Here is a 22,382-nt window from a genome sequence, read left to right as displayed (position 1 = left end):
TGCATGCGGAAGCCAATTTCGCTGCGCGATATCGCGCGTCATTCGTGCAGCATAGCGGAGATCGCATCTGATGATCGACGTAGACGCCCAAGGCATGTCGCGGATGCAAAAACGTACAGTCGAAAAGAAAGTTTTTCGGGCGCGGGATCGCGACCCGGCGCGTCGCCGTCGCTATCAACGAAGCTTTCGGCTTTCGGTTTTCCGGCATTGGTCCTGCTCGGCGGTGTCGCGCTTCCGTTCGATGCATCGGCAGATCCGGGAACGCCCGGCGTTCCGCAGGCTCCCGTTGCGATCTATGCGGATAACTTCCAGAACCGGCCCGGCCCCACCCCGATCGTCAAGCTGAATGCCTATACCAGCACTTCCGGCCAGACATATTCGGCTGATCCCGCATGGCTGACGAATTGCAACGGCTGGATCGCGTCGGCCAACCAATCGACGACCAGCGCGGCGCAGGTCACCGAATGCGGCAACCAAGGCGTATGGAACCAGACTCAGCGCCTGTCCTGGGCTCTTGGCCTTCATGCCGGCCAGAGCCAGGCCGCAGCGCAGGGCAATTATGCGGTCTCGGCATTCACCGCAGGTAACCCTGGCGCCGGTCTGGTGGAGTTCCGGACCGCGACGAACATCCCCTTTCCGACAAGCAATCGCTTTCTGTCCTTCAGTGTCGACGTGGCGGCGGTCAACTGCAACGTTTCTGCTCCCTTGCTGCAGTTCTCATTGGTCGATGACGGCGGTGTCGCCACTCCGTCGGGGTCACAGATCAATGCCTGCGCGAGTGGGACGACTCAGAGCGTACCGGCGCTTGGGGTTGCGCCTGCGGGTGCGGTGAACACAGGCACCTACACGTCAAACGGAGCTGTCCTGATCAGCGGCTCCTCCTTCGGCGTGCGCATGGTGAACAACAACGGCAGCGGCACAGGCAACGACCACGCGTTCGACAATGTCAGCATCCTCGATGCAACGCCGCAGCTCGACAAGGAGTTCGGCCCGACCAGCGTGGCCGTCGGGGGTGTGTCGACCCTGACATTCACGATCACCAACACCAGCGAGTTGGGGGCAAAGACCGGGTGGTCGTTCACGGATGCTCTTCCGGTCGGCCTCAGGGTGGCATCCGATGAGATCAGCACGACCTGCCCTTCGGGTGTCGTGACGGCACCCGTCGGTGGATCAACCATAGACGTCTCGGGAAATCTCACCGCCGGCATGGCCTCGTGCACGGCGACCATACCGGTAACGTCCAGTTCCGCCGGAACCTATACCAACGACGCGTCGAACATCACGTCGGCCGTCGGCGTCAATCCGCCGGGCAGTACCTCGGTCACCTTCGGCACCCAGCCGAATTTCGTGTGCGATTCGACGATGTATTTCGGAATCGACGTGCCGACGCGGCTTCACCGGGCCGATACAAGCACCAACCCGTTCACCTTTCCCGGCATCGGCGCAGTGTACAGCTCCGGCTACAATGCGATGGGCTACGACGTCTCCAGCAACTACATTTATGCGACGCGCTTTGACAGTGCCACGAGCAGATACCGCCTGTTGCGGATCGGCAGTAATGGATCCGTCAGCGACCAGGGTCCCATCGTCGGCGGCGGCATCAATGGCGACACGGGCATAGCTTCGGGTGTGGTGGGCCCGGACGGCTACTATTATCTCAAGAGCAACAGCGCGACCAACGTCATCTACCGCGTGGATCTGACCACCCGGACGGCCACCAGCATTCCGCTCAACCGCACGATCTCGAACGCGGACCTGGCCTGGCACAACGGGCTTATCTACACGCATGACCAGGCTTCCGATTTCGTCTATTCGATCAATCCGAACACGGGAGCAGTGACTGCCATCGGGCAATCTGGTTTGTCCGCAACTGCCGGCTTCGGGTCGCTGATCAGCGCCTCGAACGGGGTCTTCGGCCGTTACAATAACGGCGGATTCTATCAGTTCGACCTTGCGACGGGTATGGCGACGCTCATCTCGGACGCGCCAGCGGGTACCGGCGACGGCGCCAAATGCCCTGTCACGGCTGTCAGTCTTCCGGCCGACACGCAGATCACCAAGACCGACGGCAGCGAGACCTACGCGCCGGGCACCAGCATCACCTACACAATGGTGGTCTCCAACAATGGTCCGTTCGGCGTTCAGAACGCATCGGTAAACGATCCGCTGCCTGCCGGTATCACTGAGGCGAGCTGGACGTGCGGCGGCGCGACAAACGGGGGCACCTGTGGGACGGCGAGCGGCGCAGGCGCCATCAACGATGTCAAGGTGAACCTGCCCGCGGGCAGCTCCGTCACCTTCCAGTTGACGCTGACTGTTCCCGCAGATTTTGCCGGCGATCTGGTGAACGCGGCCACGGTGGCCAATTCATCTGCCGTGCCTGATCCCGATACGAGCAACAATTCGGCGACGGACATCGACGTCGCGGCCGCTCCGGCGCTGACGGTCGAGAAGACCGGCACGCTCAATGACCTCGACGGTGACGGGCTGATCGATGCCGGCGAGACAATCAGCTACAGCTTCGTCGTGGAGAATACCGGCAATGTGACGCTGACGGATGTCACGGTCGATGATCCGCTGCTGACCAATGCCGGCGTTTCCGTGTCCCCAGGCCCGCAGACTTTGGCGCCCGGCGGGACGGCGACGTTTACGGCGACCTATACGCCGACGCAGGCCGACATCGACGCGGGCCAAGTCGAGAACACGGCGACGGGTACCGGTACGCCGCCCTCCGGTACGCCGATCGACAGCCCGCCGGACACCGTCGTCGTCCCTCCGGACCAGACTCCGGGCCTGACGATTGAGAAGACCGGCACGCTGAACGATGCCGATGGCGACGGGCTTATCGATCTCGGCGAGACGATCAGCTACTCGTTCCTCGCCCGTAACACCGGCACCGTGACGCTGACCAATGTCACCGTCGACGACCCACTGCTTGCCAATGCAGGCATATCGGTGACGCCCGGGCCGCAGACGCTTGGACCAGGTGGAACCGCGACCTTTACCGCGACCTATACGCCGACGCAGGCGGATATCGACGCGGGTCAGGTCGAGAACACCGCGACCGGCACCGGCACGCCGCCATCCGGTCCGCCGATCGACAGCCCGCCGGACACTGTTGTCGTCCCGCCGGACCAGACGCCGGGGCTGACGATCGACAAGACGGGTACGCTCAATGATGCCGACGGTGACGGGCTCATCGATCTCGGCGAGACGATCAGCTACTCCTTCCTGGCGCGCAACACCGGTTCGGTGACGCTGACCGGCGTGACGGTGGACGATCCGCTGCTGGCCGGCGCTGGAATCTCGGTAACGCCAGGGCCCCAGACGCTGGCGCCCGGCGGGACGGCGACCTTTACGGCGACCTATACGCCGACCCAGGCCGACATCGACGCGGGTCAGGTCGAGAACACGGCGACCGGCACCGGCACGCCGCCATCCGGGCCGCCGATCGAAAGCCCGCCGGACACCGTCGTGGTCCCTCCGGATCAGTCGACCGGCCTGGTTATCGACAAGACCGGCACGCTGAATGATCTCGACGGTGACGGCCTCATCGATCTCGGCGAGACGATCAGCTACTCGTTCCAGGCCCGCAACACCGGCGCCGTGACGCTCACCGATGTGACGGTGAACGATCCGCTACTCACCGATGCCGGCATCGCGCTGGATCAGGGGCCGCAGACGCTGGCACCGGGGGCGACCTTCACCTTCACTGCGACTTATACGCCGACCCAGGCCGACATCGATGCGGGGCGGGTGGAAAACACTGCGACTGGCACCGGCACGCCGCCGTCCGGCCCGCCGATCGACAGCCCGCCGGATACCGTCGTGGTGCCTCCGGACCAGACGCCCGGACTGACGATCAACAAGACCGGCACGCTGAACGATGCCGATGGCGACGGGCTCATCGATCTCGGCGAGACGATCAGCTATTCGTTCCTGGTCCGCAATACCGGGGCGGTGACGATGACGGGCGTGACCGTCGACGATCCGCTGCTTGCCAATGCCGGGATTTCGGTAACGCCCGGTCCGCAGACGCTGGCTCCGCGGGGGAGTGTCACCTTCACGGCGACCTATACGCCGACGCAGGCCGATATCGATGCGGGCCAGGTCGAGAACACGGCGACGGGTACCGGCACGCCGCCGTCCGGCCCGCCGATCGACAGCCCGCCGGACACCGTTGTCGTGCCGCCGGACCAGACGCCCGGACTGACGATCGACAAGACTGGCACGCTGAACGATGCCGATGGCGACGGGCTCATCGATCTCGGAGAAACGATCAGCTACTCGTTCCTGGTCCGCAACACCGGCACCGTGACGATGACAGGCGTGACGGTGGATGATCCGCTGCTCACCAATGCCGGCGTTTCCGTGTCCCCAGGTCCGCAGACGCTGGCGCCCGGCGGAACGGCGACCTTTACCGCGACCTATACACCGACCCAGGCCGATATCGACGCGGGCCAGGTCGAGAACACCGCGACCGGTACCGGCACGCCGCCGTCCGGCCCGCCGACGGAGAGCCCGCCTGACACCGTTGTCGTGCCTCCGGACCAGACGCCCGGATTGACGATCGAAAAGACCGGCAGACTCAATGATGCCGATGGCGACGGGCTCATCGATCTCGGCGAGACGATCAGCTACTCCTTCCTCGCCCGCAATACCGGCACCGTGACGCTCACCAATGTCACCATCGATGACCCGCTGCTAACCAATGCCGGGATTTCGGTAACGCCGGGACCGCAGACGCTGGCTCCGCGGGGGAGTGTCACCTTCACGGCGACCTATACGCCGACGCAGGCCGATATCGACGCGGGCCGCGTGGAGAACACCGCGACCGGCACCGGCACGCCGCCGTCCGGGCCACCGATCGAAAGCCCGCCCGACACCGTAGTCGTGCCGCCGGACCAGACGTCCGGACTGACGATCGAAAAAACCGGCACGCTGAACGATGCCGACGGTGACGGTCTTCTCGATGCCGGAGAAACGATCAGCTACTCGTTCCTGGTCCGCAACACCGGCACGGTGACGATGACGAATGTCACGGTCAACGATCCGTTGCTTGCCAATGCCGGGATCTCGGTGTCACCTGGCCCGCAGACGGTGGCGCCTGGTGGAACGGTGACGTTTACTGCCACCTATACGCCGACCCAGGCAGAGATCGATGCGGGCCAGGTCGAGAACACCGCGACCGGCACCGGCACGCCGCCGTCCGGCCCGCCGACGGAGAGCCCACCGGATACCGTCGTGGTACCTCCGGACCAGACGCCTGCACTGACGATCGAAAAGACAGGCACGCTCAATGATGTCGATGGCGACGGGTTCATCGATCTAGGAGAGACGATCAGCTACTCCTTCCTCGTCACCAACACCGGTGCGGTGACGATGACGAATGTCACCATCGATGACCCGCTGCTCACCGATGCCGGGATTTCGGTAACGCCGGGACCCCAGACGCTGGCGCCTGGCGGTACGGCGACCTTCACGGCGACCTATACGCCGACCCAGGCCGACATCGACGCGGGCCGTGTCGAGAACACCGCGACCGGTACCGGAACGCCGCCGTCCGGGCCGCCGATCGACAGCCCGCCCGACACCGTGGTTGTGCCGCCCGATCCGGCATCGGATCTCGTGATCGAAAAGACCGGCACGCTGAACGATGCCGATGGCGACGGCCTTCTCGATGCCGGGGAAACGATCAGCTACTCGTTCCTGGTGCGCAATACCGGGGCGGTGACGATGACCAATGTTACGGTCAACGATCCGCTGCTCGCCAATGCTGGGATTTCGGTAACGCCCGGCCCGCAGACACTTGGACCCGGCGGAACGGCGACGTTTACGGCGACCTATACACCGACCCAGGCCGATATCGACGCGGGTCGTGTTGAAAACACCGCGACCGGCACGGGCACGCCGCCGTCCGGGCCGCCGATCGAAAGCCCGCCGGATACCGTTGTCGTGCCTCCTGAGCAGACGCAGGGACTGACGATCGAGAAGACAGGCACTCTCAACGATGCCGATGGCGACGGTCTTCTCGATGCCGGAGAAACGATCAGCTACTCGTTCCTGGTCCGCAATACCGGTGTCGTGACGCTGACCAACGTCACGGTCAACGATCCGCTGCTCGCCAATGCCGGCATATCGGTCACGCCGGGACCCCAGACGCTGGCGCCCGGCGGCAGCGCGACGTTTACGGCGACCTATACGCCGACCCAGGCCGATATCGACGCGGGCCGTGTTGAGAACACCGCGACCGGCACCGGCACGCCGCCGTCCGGCCCGCCGACGGAGAGCCCGCCCGACACCGTTGTCGTGCCGCCTCAGCCCGCCAGCCTGAAACTGCAGAAGACCGGCCGGTTCACCGATACTGATCGAAACAGCTATACGAACGCTGGTGATACGGTGACCTATACCTTCACGGTCACCAACGACGGCGGGCAGACGATCACCAATGTCTGGCCGGTAGATGCAGGGCCTACCTTCAATGGCCGACCAGCCGGAGCTTCCCTGTCCAGGTTCACACCGGAACCTGTCACATTGGCTCCCGGCGAAAGTCAGGACTTCACTGCAGTCTACACGCTGACGCAGGGAGATGTCGAAAACGCGGCGGGCATCCCGGATGGCATCGCCAACTCTGCCACAGCAAGCGGTCGCACCCCCGACGGCGAAGTCAGTTCGGACAATTCCACGTCCGTTGTCACACCGCCCGCAGCCGTTCCAGGTGACATTTCCGTTACGAAGATTGCCAACCTCAGGTTCATCCGTCGTGGTGAAAAGGCACCGTTCACCATCCGCGTCACCAACAACTCGGGCGCGCGGGTGGATGCTCTGACGGTCATCGACACGATGCCGGCAGGCTTCCGCTATGTGGAAGGCTCGGCGACCGTCGACGGCACCAAGGTGACGCCTGAAGTGGTCGGCCGACAAATCCGCTTCCGCGACGTGTCCGTCGGCAGCAAATCCACGGTCGAGATTCAGATCAGGCTGTTGGCGCTGAGCACGGCCGGGCCGGGCGAGCATGTGAACCTTGCCCATGTCGTGGATCCCAGCGGCGGTCAAGTCGGCAATGAAGCTCGCGCGGTCGTCGAGATCATCGTCGAACCGGTCTTCGACTGCGGCGACATCATCGGCAAGGTGTTCGATGATACCAACCGCAACGGCTATCAGGATGAGGGCGAGCCGGGACTTCCCGGCGTAAGGATCGCGACAGTCAAGGGTTGGTTGATCACCACCGACCTGTATGGCCGTTTCCATGTCGCCTGCGCGGATCTTCCCGAGGCACGCATAGGGTCGAACTTCATCATGAAGCTCGATCCCAGAACCCTGCCGACCGGCTACCGCCTGACGACGGAAAACCCGCGTGTCGTACGCCTGACGGCCGGCAAGATGACCGAGCTCAACTTTGGGGCTTCGATCGGCCGCGTGGTCCGGCTCGACCTCAAGGGCGAAGCCTTCGTGTCAGGAAAGGCCGAACTCGACAAGCGCTGGGCGGATGGCATCGACCAACTGATAACCGTCCTGGCTCAAGAGCAGTCGGTGCTCCGTCTCTCCTACATCGATGCGGCCACTGATCCCGAACTCGCCGAGGCGCGCGTGCGTCACATCAAGGAGCTGGTCGCCGACCGATGGCGGCAGCGGAAGCGGGTCTATCCGCTCAACATCGAGACGCGCGTGGAGGCGGGACAATGAGGCTTCTTGTCACGAACATCGATCTTTCCCAGCTGCTCCTGAACCGCAGGCTCGGTCTCCTCCGCTGCACCGCGATGGCAGGTCTGCTTGCCATGTCGCCACCGGCGGCAGCGCAGGAGAAGGCCGAAAAGGGCGGCAGAATTTCTGCAGACAGTTCGGTGCATCGTCTGGCGATCGGCGAAAATACGGAAGCCGAAACACCTGCCGATGCTCCCGCCATTCCCTTCATGATCAAGGTCGATGGGGAGACTGTAGACAAGAGCGCCGAGCCGGAGACAACCAGCCGGCCGGTTGCCAAAACCAGCCGCTTGACCTCTGGCGAAGCAAAGCCGAGCGATCGTCCGGTGGACCGGCAGCGGCAGACGGATCTCGATTTGTCCGCGGTTGATATTCAGGTGAAGTTCGATGGGCTCGATACCGATCCTCTGCTCAATGTCTCGACCGTGCCCGTGAAACGGACATATCGGGCCGGAGAGCAGGTCCGCTTTCTTGCAACCTCCAACTATCCGGCCTTCATCGAACGAGCGGAAGTCCGCATCTTTGAAACGAAGGGGCGCGATAAAGATCGGCCAATCGCCACGATTTCCGTTGCGGTCAACGGTGAGGCAGCCTGGATCATGCCCGAGGCGAAGGAGGCGGACTTTGCGTATGTGCTACGCGTCTACGACGCCAAAGGCCGTTACGACGAGACGGTACCGCTGACCATCGCCAGAACCGATCGCGGGTTTGCTCCCGATAGGAAGCAGGACAAAGCCAAGGCACCGGGAACAGGCGAGGACCGGACGGCCTTCCGCAACATTCCCGTTGTGGGAGGGGCGGTGACGGTCTATGGGAAGCAAGTCCCGCCCGGACATGCGGTACGCGTGCTGGGCGAGGAGATCCCCGTCGATCCGAAACAGGCCTTCGTGGTCCAGCGGATCTTGCCGCCCGGGGATCACGCCGTTGATGTCGCCATCAAAGGCGTGTCAAAAACCGGTGGGCTGTCCTTCAGCCGTGATGTCAACATCCCTGACAACGATTGGTTCTACGTGGCACTCGCCGATCTCACGATCGGAAAGCGCACGGGCGATGCTCATATCGAGGAAGTCCGCCCCGGTGAATATGACGAGGTTTATTCGAAGGGAAGATTGGCTTTCTATCTCAAGGGCAAGGTCAAGGGGAAGTACCTGCTTACGGCCGCCGCCGACACGGGGGAGGACGACCTTAACAAGCTCTTCCGCAATCTCGGCAGCCAGGATCCCAGGCAGATTCTGCGCCGGCTTGATCCCGATGACTATTACCCCGTCTATGGCGACGATTCCACCTTCACGGAAGATGCACCCACCAAGGGCAAGTTCTATGTTCGGCTGGAGCGCGGAGACAGCCACGTAATGTGGGGTAACTACAAGACCCAGATTACCGGCACCGAGTTCCTTCCTTCCGACCGTGCGCTTTATGGGGCCTCCGCCGTCCACCGATCGGAAGAGACGACGTCCTTCGGCGAGCGTCGGACGGAGATTACCGCCTATGCCGCCCAACCTGACACGCTGCCGCAGCGCGAGGAGTTCCTGGGCACCGGCGGTTCTGCCTATTTCCTGAAGCGCCAGGACATTGTCGAAGGCTCCGAGACGGTAACCGTCGAGACTCGTGATGCGGTGACCGGCCGAGTCCTCGAACGACGCGTGCTTACCTATGGCGAGGATTACTCGTTCGACTACATGCAAGGCGTCATCATCCTGCGGCGGCCGATGTCCTCCATGACCGGGACTTCCGAACCGGTCCGCAATGGAGCGCTTGGCGGCGGCAAGCTTTATCTAGCCGTGCAGTACGAGTTCGAACCCATCGTGAGCGACGTCGACGGCTATGTCTATGGTGGCCGTGCGCAGCACTGGATAAACGATAAGATACGTGTCGGCGTGACTGGCATGAATGACAGTACCGAACTGGCTGATCAGAAGGCCTATGGTGCCGATGTCACTCTCCGGCACTCCGACAATACCTTTCTGAAGGCCGAGATCGCCCATTCAAAAGGGCGGGGCTTCGACCTGTCACACTCGAGCGATGGCGGCCTGACCTGGGGCAACGATGAAACGAGCTATTATGGCGATCCAAACGACGATGAAGGATCGGCCTATCGCGTGGAAGGTCAGGTCGATCTCGAGGAGCTTGGGACAAGCATAAAGGGCAAGATCGGCGGGTATTACGAGAAGAAAGAGGCAGGGTTCTCAACGCTCTTTGACGATGTGACCGTCGATCAGCGTATCTGGGGAGCGCATGCCGATCTCGATCTTACCCCGAAAACCGGTCTCAAGTTCACCTATGACGATCTGACTGACGATCGCGGTCAGGTGCGCCGCGACGGTACCGGCAGTGTCAGCTATAAATTCGACGAACATTGGAAGCTGTCGCTCGGCCTCGACTACACTGAACTGATGTCTCCCTTGGCCATAGCATCCGGCAAATCCGGTTATGACGGTTCACGTCTGGATGCTGGCATGCGTCTGGACTACCGGATAGATGACGACCGGCTGATTTATGCCTTCGCACAGGGGACCCTTGATCGCTCCGGTGACATCGACCGCAACGACAGGGCCGGCGTGGGTGCCAAGGTTCAGCTTACCGACACGATCGGGGCGGAAGGTGAGGTCTCTTATGGCACGAATGGCCTGGGCGGTCTTGCCGGCCTTACCTATGATCCGAATGCCGACAGTCACTATTACCTAGGCTATAAGCTCGATCCCGACCGCGCGTTCGATCTCCACAATACCCATGACCTGTTCGGCGACGACAAGGGGACCGTTGTTCTCGGCATGCGCCGCAAGATGAATGATCTGCTCTCTGCCTACAGCGAGAGCACTTACGATATGTTCGGCAATCGCAACTCGCTCACCCAGACCTATGGCGTCATGTACACACCGGATGCCATGTGGACCCTGGACGGCGGGCTGGAAATCGGCCAAGTGCGCGACGAGACGGTCAATGCCGATACCGATCTGCAATATGAAGACTTCGAGCGTTATGCGCCGTCGCTCTCCGTCGGCTACAAGGACGAGGAGAGGGGCATCAACGCTCGGGTGCGAGGGGAAGTGCGCATCGAACGTTCCGACAATGGTACCCGTGACCAGAACACCTATCTCTTCGCGGCAGGGCTTGGCTGGAAGACCAATCCCGACTGGCGGCTGGTCACCCATCTGGATGCTGTCCTTTCCGACAGCCAGTCATCCGATGCGTCGTTTGCAGATACCGACTACGTGGAGGCATCGATCGGATATGCCTATCGGCCGGTGGACAATGAACGTCTCAACGCCCTTTTCAAATACACCTGGCTTTATGACCTGCCGGGCAACAACCAGCTGATCAGCGGCGCCACGGGTGACCAGTTCGCCCCGGCGCAGCGCAGTCATATCCTCTCGGCGGATGTCAATTACGACCTGACGCCGTGGCTTACCATCGGAGGCAAATACGGGTTTCGCCTGAGCGAGGTCCGCTACCGGACCAGCAATGGCTCAGGTTCCGGTTTTGAGGAGGAGTGGCAAAAGTCGACCGCCCATCTTGGCATCGTCCGGGCCGATCTTCACGTCATCAAGAGCTGGGATTTGTTGGTTGAAGGCCGCGTCATGCATATGCCCGAAGCTGAGACGACCGACTTTGGTGCGCTCGCAGCGGTCTACCGCCATGTGGGAGACAACTTCAAGGTCGGCGTAGGCTACAACTTTGGCAGGTTCTCCGACGATCTGCGTGATCTTACCTTTGACGATGAGGGCGTCTTCCTAAACGTCGTAGGAAAGTTCTGATCTGCGGGACATGTCTGTGGCAGCGACGGCTCCAACGGTCCCCTCGGAGTCGTCCGGGCGAAGCCTGCCTGCTTGATCTGTGATCCTCAGGCAGCGGCGCCTGCTGTGCCTCATCATCCGCACTATCGAACGCGACACAGTCCATACATCGGCTGATTCCACCTCTGCGTTCATTGGTCGTTTTGATGCGCCAGTGCCACATCGATACACAACTATGAGTACAAGAAACCATGTCGTCTAAATTGTAATTGTCGGCGAACTGCATCCTTTTCTACTGACATCCTGTGTGGTGGGATGCGCGTTCGCGGGGTGGCGGGTTATCGAATTAAATGCTGAAAAAACTTGCAGACGCGCGCCTGTTCGGATCTTTGCCGGAGGACGCGGGGCCACGGAAAATGACTTTTCGAGGCGGTGCGATGCACTCTGTGCGGGCTCCTGGATCGCAGGAATTCGTATCCGAAGGCCACGTTTTCGTCGTCATGCTGGCTCCTTGCGCGGGTATCAGGGTGACGTTCGGGGCCGATCGGGTGCAGAATTTTGACGCGACGGCGGGCCAGACCGTCGTAATCCCCGCTGGGGTGGCTAGCAGGACGAGTTGGAACTCGCGGCGGGAAAACATTGTCGTAGCGATTTCGCAAGAAAGCATGCTTGATCTCGCGGGGCATGCGCTGGATGGCATGGACTTCGAGATCAGGCTAGCGAACCAGGCCGCCGATCATACTGCTCTGCATTTCGCGAAGTTGATGAAAGCGGAACTCAAGCATCCCGATTATGTCAATGAGCTTTATCTCGATTCCCTGATCACGGCCTTCGGCATTCATATTCTTCGCAACTATTCCTGCACCGCAAAGTTTCAGCGTCCGGTGAGAACGGGACTTTCCGCAATCGCCGCCGGTCGGGTGCGTGAATATTTGGATGTTCATTTTAGACGAAAATTGACGATTGCCGAGCTTGCCAACATCTGCGGACTTTCTCCGGGGCATTTCGCTCACGCTTTCGTGAAAACGTTCGGGACCACACCGCATCGCTATCTTATTGAACGACGTTTGGAATTTGCTGAGGGTCTTCTTACGCAAACTGCTTTTCCCATCTCCGAAGTGGCGTTCCTGAGTGGGTTCTCCAGCCAAAGCCATCTCACCAACATGATGAAGACATATAGGGGCAAGACGCCAAGTCAGCTGCGCTGAACCGGATCGCAGGCGGCGGGTCATGCAAGTATAACTGAGCACGCATTGGTCGATGCGGCGGGACAGCGGCGACTCCTCATTATTGAACCAGCTCACCCAAAAAGCACTTCATCTACGATTCAAAATACTAAACGGCAGCGGTTTATGCTTGGCGGAAATCCGTTGTCAGCGTATATATCAAAATATTCTTAGGTATTAATATTAATATACAATATGATTTGCCAGCCTCTGGATTTCTCTGGTAAAGTTATTCTTGCCAATTGGGAGAGCGTATTCACTCTCCAGTCGAAGTCGCGAATGCCAATGGAAATATGCATCACGTGATGCCTGCTTTCGTAAAAAATACCCAAAAAAAAACAAAGAAGGAGGAGGGGTATGGCAAAATTAACATGGATATGCGCTGGATGTGATGTTCAGTTCGAATTAAGAAAGATCGATCAGTGGAGAATGTTGCACGTGGAGATTTCGTCAAGGCGAGGTCCTCCACGCCTGAGCGAGACCTTCGAGCTTTGTCCGGACTGCCAAAATCGTCTCGTTAATATGGCCGATCCCCGTAAATGGCCCAGGTCCGAGGTCGGGTTATCTCGATGATCTGGCCAATCGGAATCTCCTCCATCGCATACCGATGTTGAGAAATGCTTCCTCTTCGAAAGAGGTTGCGATCTTTTGTTGACGTTTCCAGGCGATTCTGACGCCTCTTGAATTGCTTTTTTGCTGCATTAGCTCCGTCTTAATTAGCTTCGTTCGTCCTGAAATTTGGAGAAGCAATTGTTTTGGCGCTGTGACGGATGTGGCGAAAAGAGGCGACTTCGCAAGATCGACGAATTCCGATGGACCACTATCAGCGTCACGTCGGCGTCAGGGGCACAACTTGCCAACGACAAGTATGAGCTTTGTCCGGACTGCGCCTGCCGGCTGCTCCAATATGCAAATCCGACGGAATGGGGGGCGGTGGCAGCGATCCAACTTTTGCAGGAAGCTAGCCTCAAGACCGACCGTCCATAGGGCAGGGCTTTCATTCAATGCCGCATCCATTGAGAAAATCTCTTATGAATGAGATGATGAATATCAATTCCTGATCAGAATCACTGTCTGCAGAAGCACTTGACGACAAATTCATCGCCCGCCCCTCTGGCACGCAAAGAGCCTTATCATACCGTCCGGCAATACGAGCAGCGGCCTGTCTGGCGGCTTGGGACGGAATTCTTGCAGCATGAGCAAATGGGGAGTCATATTCTGCAATATTGCGCGACGATGAACCAGGAGCCGTCACCACGAAAGTCTTCGAATAAGATCTTCGCTCAGCAGTTCCGCTATATGACCTGCTTTAATCTGATCAGCAATTATATGAGCTGGAAACGGGGCGAAGGAAAGCCACCAACCTTGAAGGCGCTACAGGAAACCGTTTCCGCCAGCCCTCGGCATGTCGCCGATCTGATTGCGGCCTTGCGGGACAGCGGCCACGTCACCGCCCAACGGCAGGCGACGGACCGTCGTTCGATTTATCTCATCCCGTCGCCGAAGCTTCTGCTCGAAGTGGCACGCTCACCGCTGTCTTTCCTGAAAATATCGGAAAGTATTCGGCCTGCCGATCGGTCGCTCGCCGATCTTCTTGTGGGAAACTCAGATCTCCTTGCTCTTTGGATCGCCCGATCCATAGAGGAGTTCAAGAAGCTCGATATCGTCTTCCGGCCGTTCCCCAATGTCGTGCAGTTTAGCACGCGCGATGCCGGCTACCTCATACTCACGGCAGTGATCGGATCTTATTACAGCAAAATACATCAAGACGAACCGTGGCACGGCGACTTGGCGCCGGAGAACCTTGCCGGGCGTTTCGGGGTGTCGCGCCAGCACGTCCGCAATCTTTTTTCGGAAGCAAAAGAAAACGGTGTGTTTGCTGTCAGCAGCGGCCAGCTTTCCGAAATCAGTCCGGCGCTCGTCGATGAGTTCGAAACATGGTCTGTTGGGCAGATGGCTCACTATCGGCTGCTTGCGGAAGAAATGCGTGATTTGGCCGAGACCGAGACAATTTCCGCACACCTCTGAGCAGATCAAACCTGCGATATCGCTTGTCATTAACACTGCCGCATCGCGTTATGGATCGATGCAAAGTTTGGACTGCCCCCCAACGTGCCTGTCTCCTATAAGACGCGGGGCTAAAAAGAACTCAACTCATGTCGTCCGCGGACTGACCGACGGGCAAGAGTAGAAAGGTGTGAACGCTTTTGCGGCGAAGAACCCTGTACACTTGCACCAAAGGCAACACGGGGAATTTTTTCCCTGGACTGTTCATGGGCTGGCGGCCACCGGGGGCAGGGATCATGATTCCATTCTGCTTTGCAGGCTTGAAGGCGCAACTGTTGTCAACGACCGGATTGGCGCTAGCGCTTGCCGCAGGCGCCGGCCTCTTACGGCCGGCCCTGGCCGATCCGCTTCCCACTGGGGCGAGCGTTGCGGCGGGGCAGGTATCGGTCGGCTCCGCAGGAAAGTCGATGACGATCACGCAAGGCTCGCAGAATGCCATCGTCAACTGGAACAGCTTTTCGGTCGGCCAGGGGCATACCGTCAACTTCGCTCAGCCCGGAAGCTCCTCCGCAATCCTCAACCGCGTCACCGGATCGACCACATCGACGATTGCGGGATCGCTCACCGGCAACGGCCATGTCTATCTGATCAATCCCAACGGGATCGCGATCACCAAGACCGGCAATGTCAAGGTCGGCGGAGGCTTCGTGGCCTCGACGCTGGATACCAGCGACGAGGAGTTCCTGAAGGGAAAGAGGACATTTGCCGGCAAGGGGACTTCCGCGGCAGTTGAGAACAGCGGCGTGATCACTATCGGTCGGGGCGGATATGCAGCCTTGATAGGTGGGCGGGTCAGTAATGACGGGTTGATCAGCGTGCCGATGGGCAAGGTGGGACTGGGGTCAGGCGAAGAGGCCACGCTCGACCTGTCGGGCGACGGCTTTCTGCAGGTCGCTGTGCCGACCAAAGCGAGCGGTGCGGATGCGCTTGTCAAGAACGGAGGCCGGATCTCCGCCGATGGGGGCCGAGTCGTCATTTCGGCCGCTACTGCGCGAGAGGCGGCGAGAAACGCCATCAACCTTCCCGGAACGGTCGAGGCCAGAACGATCAGCGGCAGGCAGGGCGAGATCGTCATCGGCGGGGGAGCAGGGGGGAGCGTCTCCGTATCCGGCCGTTTGAATGTGACCGCCAGCGGCGGCGGCAAGGGCGGAAAGGTGAAGATCACCGGCAAATCCGTGAAGCTGAATGGTGCCGTGGTCGATGCATCCGGCGCGGCGGGAGGCGGCACGGTGGAGGTCGGTGGCAACCGTCAGGGGAAGGGACCGTTGCAGCGAGCTGAAACCACTGCGGTGGATCGGAAAAGCGTTATCCGTGCGGATGCGACCGAAGGCGGTGCAGGCGGAGACGTCGTCATCTGGTCCGACGAGATGACTGTCTTTGACGGGTTGATTACGGCAAGGGGCACCGGCCTCGGATCCGGCGGAGAAGTGGAGGTCTCGGGCAAGGCGAAGCTCGACTTTACCGGCGCGGTGGACCTGACCGCTGAGAACGGCCGCTTCGGCAATTTGCTTCTCGATCCCTACAACGTCACCATTGCCCTTAGGCCGTCCAGCAATTCCAACGGCATGACCCCCACGGGTAACGACAGTGTAATAGACGTCCTTACGCTCCAGAACGCACTGGCAACCGCAAATGTTACGATTGCAACTGGTGGCTCGGGGTCGCCCGGCAGTCAGGCAGGCGACATTACCGTGGCGGTTGCCGGCAACCTTTTCTGGTCGAGCGACTCGATTCTCACTCTTTCAGCCTATGGCGACATTCATATCGATTCCCCCATCGTCGCCACCGGCGCCAATGCAGGCCTGGTGCTGAACTATGGCGACTTCGCCACGAGCGGCAGCGCGTCGACCGGCAGCGACTATTTTGTCCACCGGCCGGTCACTCTTTCAGGCGCCAATGCCGGTCTGACGATCAACGGGCAGGCCTATACGATCATCCGCAGCGCCGAACAGTTGCAGGCGATGAATGGCAACCTTGGCGGCAATTATGCCTTGGCCGGCACGCTCGACCTCGAACCCGCCATGACGTGGAACGATGAGACCGGCATGGTCCCAATCGGCGATTATGCCGACCCGTTTACAGGTACGTTTACCGGAATGGGCAATAGCATCGAATGGCTCCTTTTGATGAAGCCCGACCGGGAGGCCGCCGGTCTCTTCGGCGTTTCATCAGGCACCATTCGCGACGTGAATCTTTATCTGGGCATCGCCAGCGGTGCGAAATATGTCGGCTCTCTCGTGGGCGTCAACAGCGGCATCGTCAAGAACGCTTCCTCCCGCGGCGTGTTCGGGGGTGGTAGCCTGTATTCGGGAGGGCTTGTCGGCCTCAACACCGGCACGATTTATGGGTCATACACTGAAGCAATGCTCTCCAACACCCAGACCGGATTTGGCAATGGCGGTCTGGTTGGACGCAACGACGGCACGATTGAAAAGAGTCATGCCGAAATCACTATTTCCGGAAGAACGTCGATCGGCGGACTTGTCGGCGAAAACAACGGGACGATAACCTCGTCTTATGCAGGATCGAGCGTTAGCGGTGTTATCTCCGTTGGCGGACTTGCCGGCACAAACAACGGAACAATCACCAATTCCTATGCCACAGGCGCGACCAACGGAGCAAACAATGTCGGCGGACTGGTTGGCGACAACAAGGGGGCGATCTCCAGCGCATATGCGACCGGCGGTGTCGGAGTGGGCGGTGGCACAGGTGTCGCGGCCGCCGGAGGACTGATCGGCTCCAATTCCGGCCAGATCCACGATGTCTACGCGACGGGGAACGTAGGAGCGTCTCAGGATCTCGGCGGCGACATCATGAATGACCCTATTCCTGATGTTCTGATGCCCATCTTCGGGGATAACGTTCACGGTTCCTACCCACAAAATACCGACCTGCGAGGCATACAGAAGGTCGGCGGCCTGGTTGGTTTCAACAGCGGAGTGGTCACCGACGCCTATGCCACCGGCGACGTTACCGGCACGGTGACCGGGTTTCAGGGCGTGATCTACCAGTTTGTCGGCGGATTGATCGGTGAGAACGGCGGTGCCATCAGCAACGTATTTGCGACCGGAGATGTGGATACCAACACCGGTGGTGCGGACGGTGGGCAGATGGGGTACGGGACCGGGGGGCTTGTCGGTCTGAATATTACATCGACGAGCGATGTTGAGGCGACGATTTCCAATGCCTATGCAACGGGTAATGTGAATGGCGGATATGGTACAGGCGGGCTTGTCGGGGTCAACGGCACCGGCGGCGCTGTCAGCAGTTCCTACGCAACCGGCGATGTTACGGGATTCAGCCTGATCGGCGGGCTGGTCGGACTGAACCAGGACGCTACGGTCAGGGGCTCCTATTCGACAGGCGCCGTGAGTGGGCAGCTCGATCTCGGGGGGCTTGTCGGAAACAATCTCGGAACCGTGGTCGGCAGCTTCTGGAACACCACTTCCTCGGGCCTCACCAATGGGTTTGGCAAGGGCACCATCGCCGGAGCGGCGGGCCTTGATGACGCGCAGATGATGCAGCTGGCGAGCTTTGAAACGGCCGGCTGGGATATAGAGGATGCGGGGGGCACCGGTTCCGTCTGGCGAATCTACGACGGATACACCTCGCCCCTGCTGCGCAGCTTCCTGACGCCGGTCACCGTCAAGGCCAATGATGCCAGCAAGGTCTATGACGGCACGGATCAGGGCGGCGAATCCGGCTACAGCGTTTCGGTTGACGGCGCAGAGCTTTTCGGCACCGCCTCATATGCCGGATCCGGCAGGAATGTCGGCAGTCACGAGCTGACCGTTTCCGGTCTTTATTCCAGCCAGCAGGGCAGCGACATCAGCTATGCCTCTGGCACGCTGACGATCACACCACGCGCCATCACCGTCATCGTCGGGGACACGAGCCGGACCTATGGCGATGCCAATCCGGCACTCGGCTACACGGTGGGCGGCGCAGGTCTCGTCGAAGGCGACACGCTTTCGGGGGTTCTCTCGACCGCGGCAACCACTTCCTCCGGTGTCGGCTCCTATGCGATCGGACAAGGCAATCTCGCGGCCTCGTCGAATTACGACGTCACTTTTCAGGAAGGAACGCTAACGGTGACGCCGCGGGCTATCACCGTCAGGGCGCATGCCGCGAACCGCATCTATGGCGACGACAACCCCGTTTTCAGCTATTCGGTGGGCGGCCAGGGACTGGTGAATGGCGACAGTCTCGGCGGGACACTCTCAACCGATGCTACGGCAAGATCCAATGTCGGCTCCTACGCCATCGGACAGGGAAGCCTGGCGGCTTCATCGAACTACGCGCTTGCATATGTCGGTGGAACACTCGCCATCGTGCCGCGGTCGATCACGGTTACGGCCAACGATCTGACACGGGACTACGGCGACGGGAATCCAGCATTCACCTATACCGCCGGCGGGCTGCTGGACGGAGACATGCTCTCCGGTGCTCTTTCAACCACGGCGACGGGGGCGTCGGGAGTTGGCAGCTACATGATTTCCAAGGGCACGCTCGATAACCGCAATTACGACATCAGCTTCACGCCCGGGACGCTAGCGATCACGCCGCGCGCCATCACGGTCGTCGCCGGCGATACGAGCAGAACCTATGGCGATGCCAATCCGGTTCTTGGCTATGTGGTCGGCGGCAAAAGTCTCGTCAATGGTGACACGCTTTCCGGCGCTCTGTCGACGGCGGCCAGTGCCGCCTCGGGTGTTGGTTCCTACACGATCGACAAAGGTAGTCTCGCCGCCTCCTCCAATTACGACGTCACGTATCAGGGAGGGACGTTAACGATCATCCCGCGCGCCATCACCGTCATCGCCGGCAACATGAGCCGCACCTATGGCGACAACAATCCCGTCCTCGATTATACGGTTAGCGGCGAAGGGCTCGTCAACGGCGACATGCTTTCCGGTGCGCTTTCGACGGCAGCCACTGCCACCTCGGGCGTTGGCTCCTACGCGATCGGCCAGGGCAGCCTCGCCGCTTCCTCTAATTACAACGTCACGTATCAGGGCGGCACTCTGACGGTGACGCCCCGGGCAATCACGGTGACCGCAAGCGGAGCGAGCCGGATCTATGGCAACGAGAATCCGGCATTCGCCTATAGCATCGGTGGTCAGGGGCTGGTGAACGGCGACAGCCTCAGCGGCATGCTCGCGACGGAGGCGACGGCACAGTCCGACGCCGGCAGCTATCTTATTACGCAAGGCACGCTGGATAACGACAATTATGCGATCAGCTATCAGGGCAACGTGCTGACGGTACTGCCGCGAGAGATCACGGTCACGGCCGATGATATCGTCAGAAGGGGCGGCAGCGCCAATCCTGCGCTGACCTACTCCATTGGCGGGCATGGTCTGGCCAACGGCGACGTTCTGACCGGCAGCCTTGCAACGGCAGCCGGTATCGGATCGGTCGCAGGACGCTACGACATCATGCAAGGCAGTCTCAGCAGCTCTGCCAATTACGCCATGACTTTCCGGCCGGGAACCTTGACCGTGGTCGAACAGGGGTCTGCCACGCTCCCGCCGGTTACACGCGGGCCGACCATTCAAAGTCCTGCGGGAATCGTCGAACAGTTCATCCGGCAGCAGCAGGCTCTTTCCGGCATAATGGACGGCACGGATGATAACGCGTTGGAGAAGCCGACGAGCAAGCCGAGTGTGCAATCATCCGGCATCAGCGGTGGCAGAAACGGAGACAGCGGTAACAGCACTCTGGAGGAAGAACTGAATGATCTGCTCTGAGAGCCGGGCAGAAAGGCTCTCCGTCCGGGCGGCTCGAGCGTTTCCAATCGTTTACGTTCCCGCTGCGGCGGTGCTCTCAATTTGCTTGGCCTGCAGTCCAGCTTTCGGGCAGACTGCGAGCCAGATCACACAGCCCTCCTACGCGCCGCCGCAGACGCGGCAGCCGGGCGGCATCTACCTGCCCGCCACAACCGGCCTCGACACACCCGCGGGTGCCGAGCAGCTTTTTGTGACGTTGGACGGTATTGACGTTGAGAACGGCTTTCCCGAACTGGCCGCCACCGGCAAAGAGGTCGAAGCCAGGCTAAAGGGGCGGAAGGTTTCCGGTTCGGACCTCTTTGCCGCGGCGCGCGACCTGGAGGCGGCATATGCACGAGCTGGTTACCTGCTGGTGCGTGTGAGCCTTCCCCCTCAGACAATCCGGGATGGAGCGCGCTTGAGGATGGTGGTTACAGACGGTTACGTCGAAGCACTCGACGTTTCGGCACTCCCCTCCAATGCGCGCACGCGCATTCGAAACCTTCTTGCTCCGCTTGTCGGTGCGCGGCGCGTAAAAAGGCAGGAACTGGAAAAGCGGCTCCTTCTGGCGGACGACACGCCGGGCGTCGTGTTGAACTCAACACTCAAGCCGGGAGCGAAGCCGGGTTCGACATTACTGGTCATAGGCGGTCGCTACGATCCGGTGACGACCGATTTCTCGCTGGACAACAGTCTGTCGGAGGATCTCGGGCGCTATGTCTTTGGCGTCGGAACGCAGTTCAACAGCCTGTTTGGCCTCGGTGAACAGATATATCTCCGTATTGGCGGTTACCCGGACGATGATCTCTTCGGCGCCGATCCGCGCAACCGGCAGATGTCAGCAGGCTTCATTCTTCCGTTGGGGTTTGACGGGCTGTCGCTGAATGTCGAGGCGACGGATACGAAAACCAATCCGGACTCCGAAGTGGGCTATCGCATGCGCGACCATTACGAACGCTTATCGCTGCGGTTGAATTATGACTGGCTCCGCTCGCGCGATCTCAATCTTTCGAGCAGTCTGGCACTGGATGTGGCAAACGAACGACAGACGATCGTTCTCGGTTCGAGCGAGTCTCCTTTTAACGAGGATCGGTTGCGTGTTTTGCGCCTTGGCCAGTCGATTGATGCAGAAGCGCCCTGGGGCGCCTCTTTGCGGGGGGTGGTTACCGCATCCTTCGGCTTGGATACATGGGGCGCGCGCCGGGCGACGCTTGACCTGCCCATGACGCGTTACGGCGCAGAACCCGATTTCCAGAAGATGGATGTCCGATGGAGCTACAGCCAATCGGTGATGGATGACCGGCTGCTTTTGAGTATCAACGGTCGCGCGCAGACTTCCTTCGGGCAGGCGCTGGCGGCTTCCGAACAGCTCGGCCTTGGCGGGCCGGACGGGCTTTCCGCTTACGATTCCGGCACGCTTGAGGGCGACAGCGGCATTGTTTCGCGAGCCGAATTGGCGTTTCCATTTGCCTTCTCTCCCCTTGCCGACAAGACCGCTCTCGGGGGGGCCTTCACACCCTACGTTTTTGCATCCGGCGGGTCTGCGGTTTTGCACAAACCCACTGCACTGGAGTCGGAGATCGTTCGGGCTGCGGCTTTCGGAGTGGGGTTCCGGGCCGCCTTGGGGCAGACAGCAGGCCCCGGCGCTGCAAGCTTCTCGCTTGAATATGCACATGGCAGCGACAGTGACGGCGGGCGGGAAGATCGCATCAATCTGCGCTTCGTGGGGAGCTTTTGACTTGAGGCACAGCGGCGCGACAACAACTATCTCGCGCTAAATGCAAAATCGATACCGGTGAACTGTGTCACTCAAGCTCCGAGACCGATATGCCGGCCGCACCGTAAGAGGGCTCCGGCGAAACGGCAGATAAGCTGAATGTTGC

The 22,382-nt window shown here is 60.4% G+C and carries 6 protein-coding genes; all 6 read left to right on the top strand.

Translation table 11 applies throughout. The annotated features are described in order from the left end of the window. Positions 1–207 precede the first annotated feature (207 nt). The 6 genes from J2046_RS28255 to J2046_RS28230 all read left to right on the top strand — a co-directional run bounded on the left by J2046_RS28255 (position 208) and on the right by J2046_RS28230 (position 22,237). On the top strand, positions 208–7,686 hold the full coding sequence (locus tag J2046_RS28255) for a DUF11 domain-containing protein (protein WP_210057471.1): 7,479 nt from the start codon (positions 208–210) through the stop codon (positions 7,684–7,686). Next, entirely contained in the window at positions 7,683–11,459 is a 3,777-nt protein-coding gene (locus J2046_RS28250) for a TonB-dependent receptor (protein WP_210057468.1), read from the top strand. Before J2046_RS28255 ends, J2046_RS28250 begins: the two co-directional genes overlap by 4 nt. Before the next feature lie 329 nt (positions 11,460–11,788). Beyond that, positions 11,789–12,646: a helix-turn-helix transcriptional regulator gene (locus J2046_RS28245; RefSeq protein WP_210057467.1), complete on the top strand. Its 858-nt coding sequence runs from the start codon at positions 11,789–11,791 to the stop codon at positions 12,644–12,646. 1,206 nt (positions 12,647–13,852) lie between these two features. Next, complete coding sequence (locus J2046_RS28240; protein ID WP_210057465.1) at positions 13,853–14,692, top strand: MarR family transcriptional regulator; 840 nt, start codon at positions 13,853–13,855, stop codon at positions 14,690–14,692. Positions 14,693–14,937: 245 nt separating this feature from the next. Further along, positions 14,938–20,481, top strand: a complete 5,544-nt coding sequence (locus J2046_RS28235) for a beta strand repeat-containing protein (RefSeq protein WP_325169796.1) — start codon at positions 14,938–14,940, stop codon at positions 20,479–20,481. Between the two features lie 85 nt (positions 20,482–20,566). Then, positions 20,567–22,237 carry a ShlB/FhaC/HecB family hemolysin secretion/activation protein gene (locus J2046_RS28230; protein ID WP_210057461.1) on the top strand — a complete coding sequence of 557 codons (1,671 nt, stop codon included), beginning with the start codon at positions 20,567–20,569 and terminating at the stop codon, positions 22,235–22,237. Positions 22,238–22,382: the final 145 nt, after the last annotated feature.

Source organism: Neorhizobium petrolearium, assembly GCF_017873175.1.
Classification (GTDB): Bacteria; Pseudomonadota; Alphaproteobacteria; order Rhizobiales; family Rhizobiaceae; genus Neorhizobium; species Neorhizobium petrolearium.
Note: the sequence above shows the minus strand (reverse complement) of the source record. Positions and strands in the feature narration are given on the sequence as shown.

Coding starts and splice junctions, on each gene's coding strand:
- J2046_RS28250 (WP_210057468.1), top strand. CDS start 7,683: ATGAGGCTTCTTGTCACGAACATCGATCTTTCCCAGCTGCTCCTGAAC.
- J2046_RS28245 (WP_210057467.1), top strand. CDS start 11,789: ATGCTGAAAAAACTTGCAGACGCGCGCCTGTTCGGATCTTTGCCGGAG.
- J2046_RS28235 (WP_325169796.1), top strand. CDS start 14,938: ATGGGCTGGCGGCCACCGGGGGCAGGGATCATGATTCCATTCTGCTTT.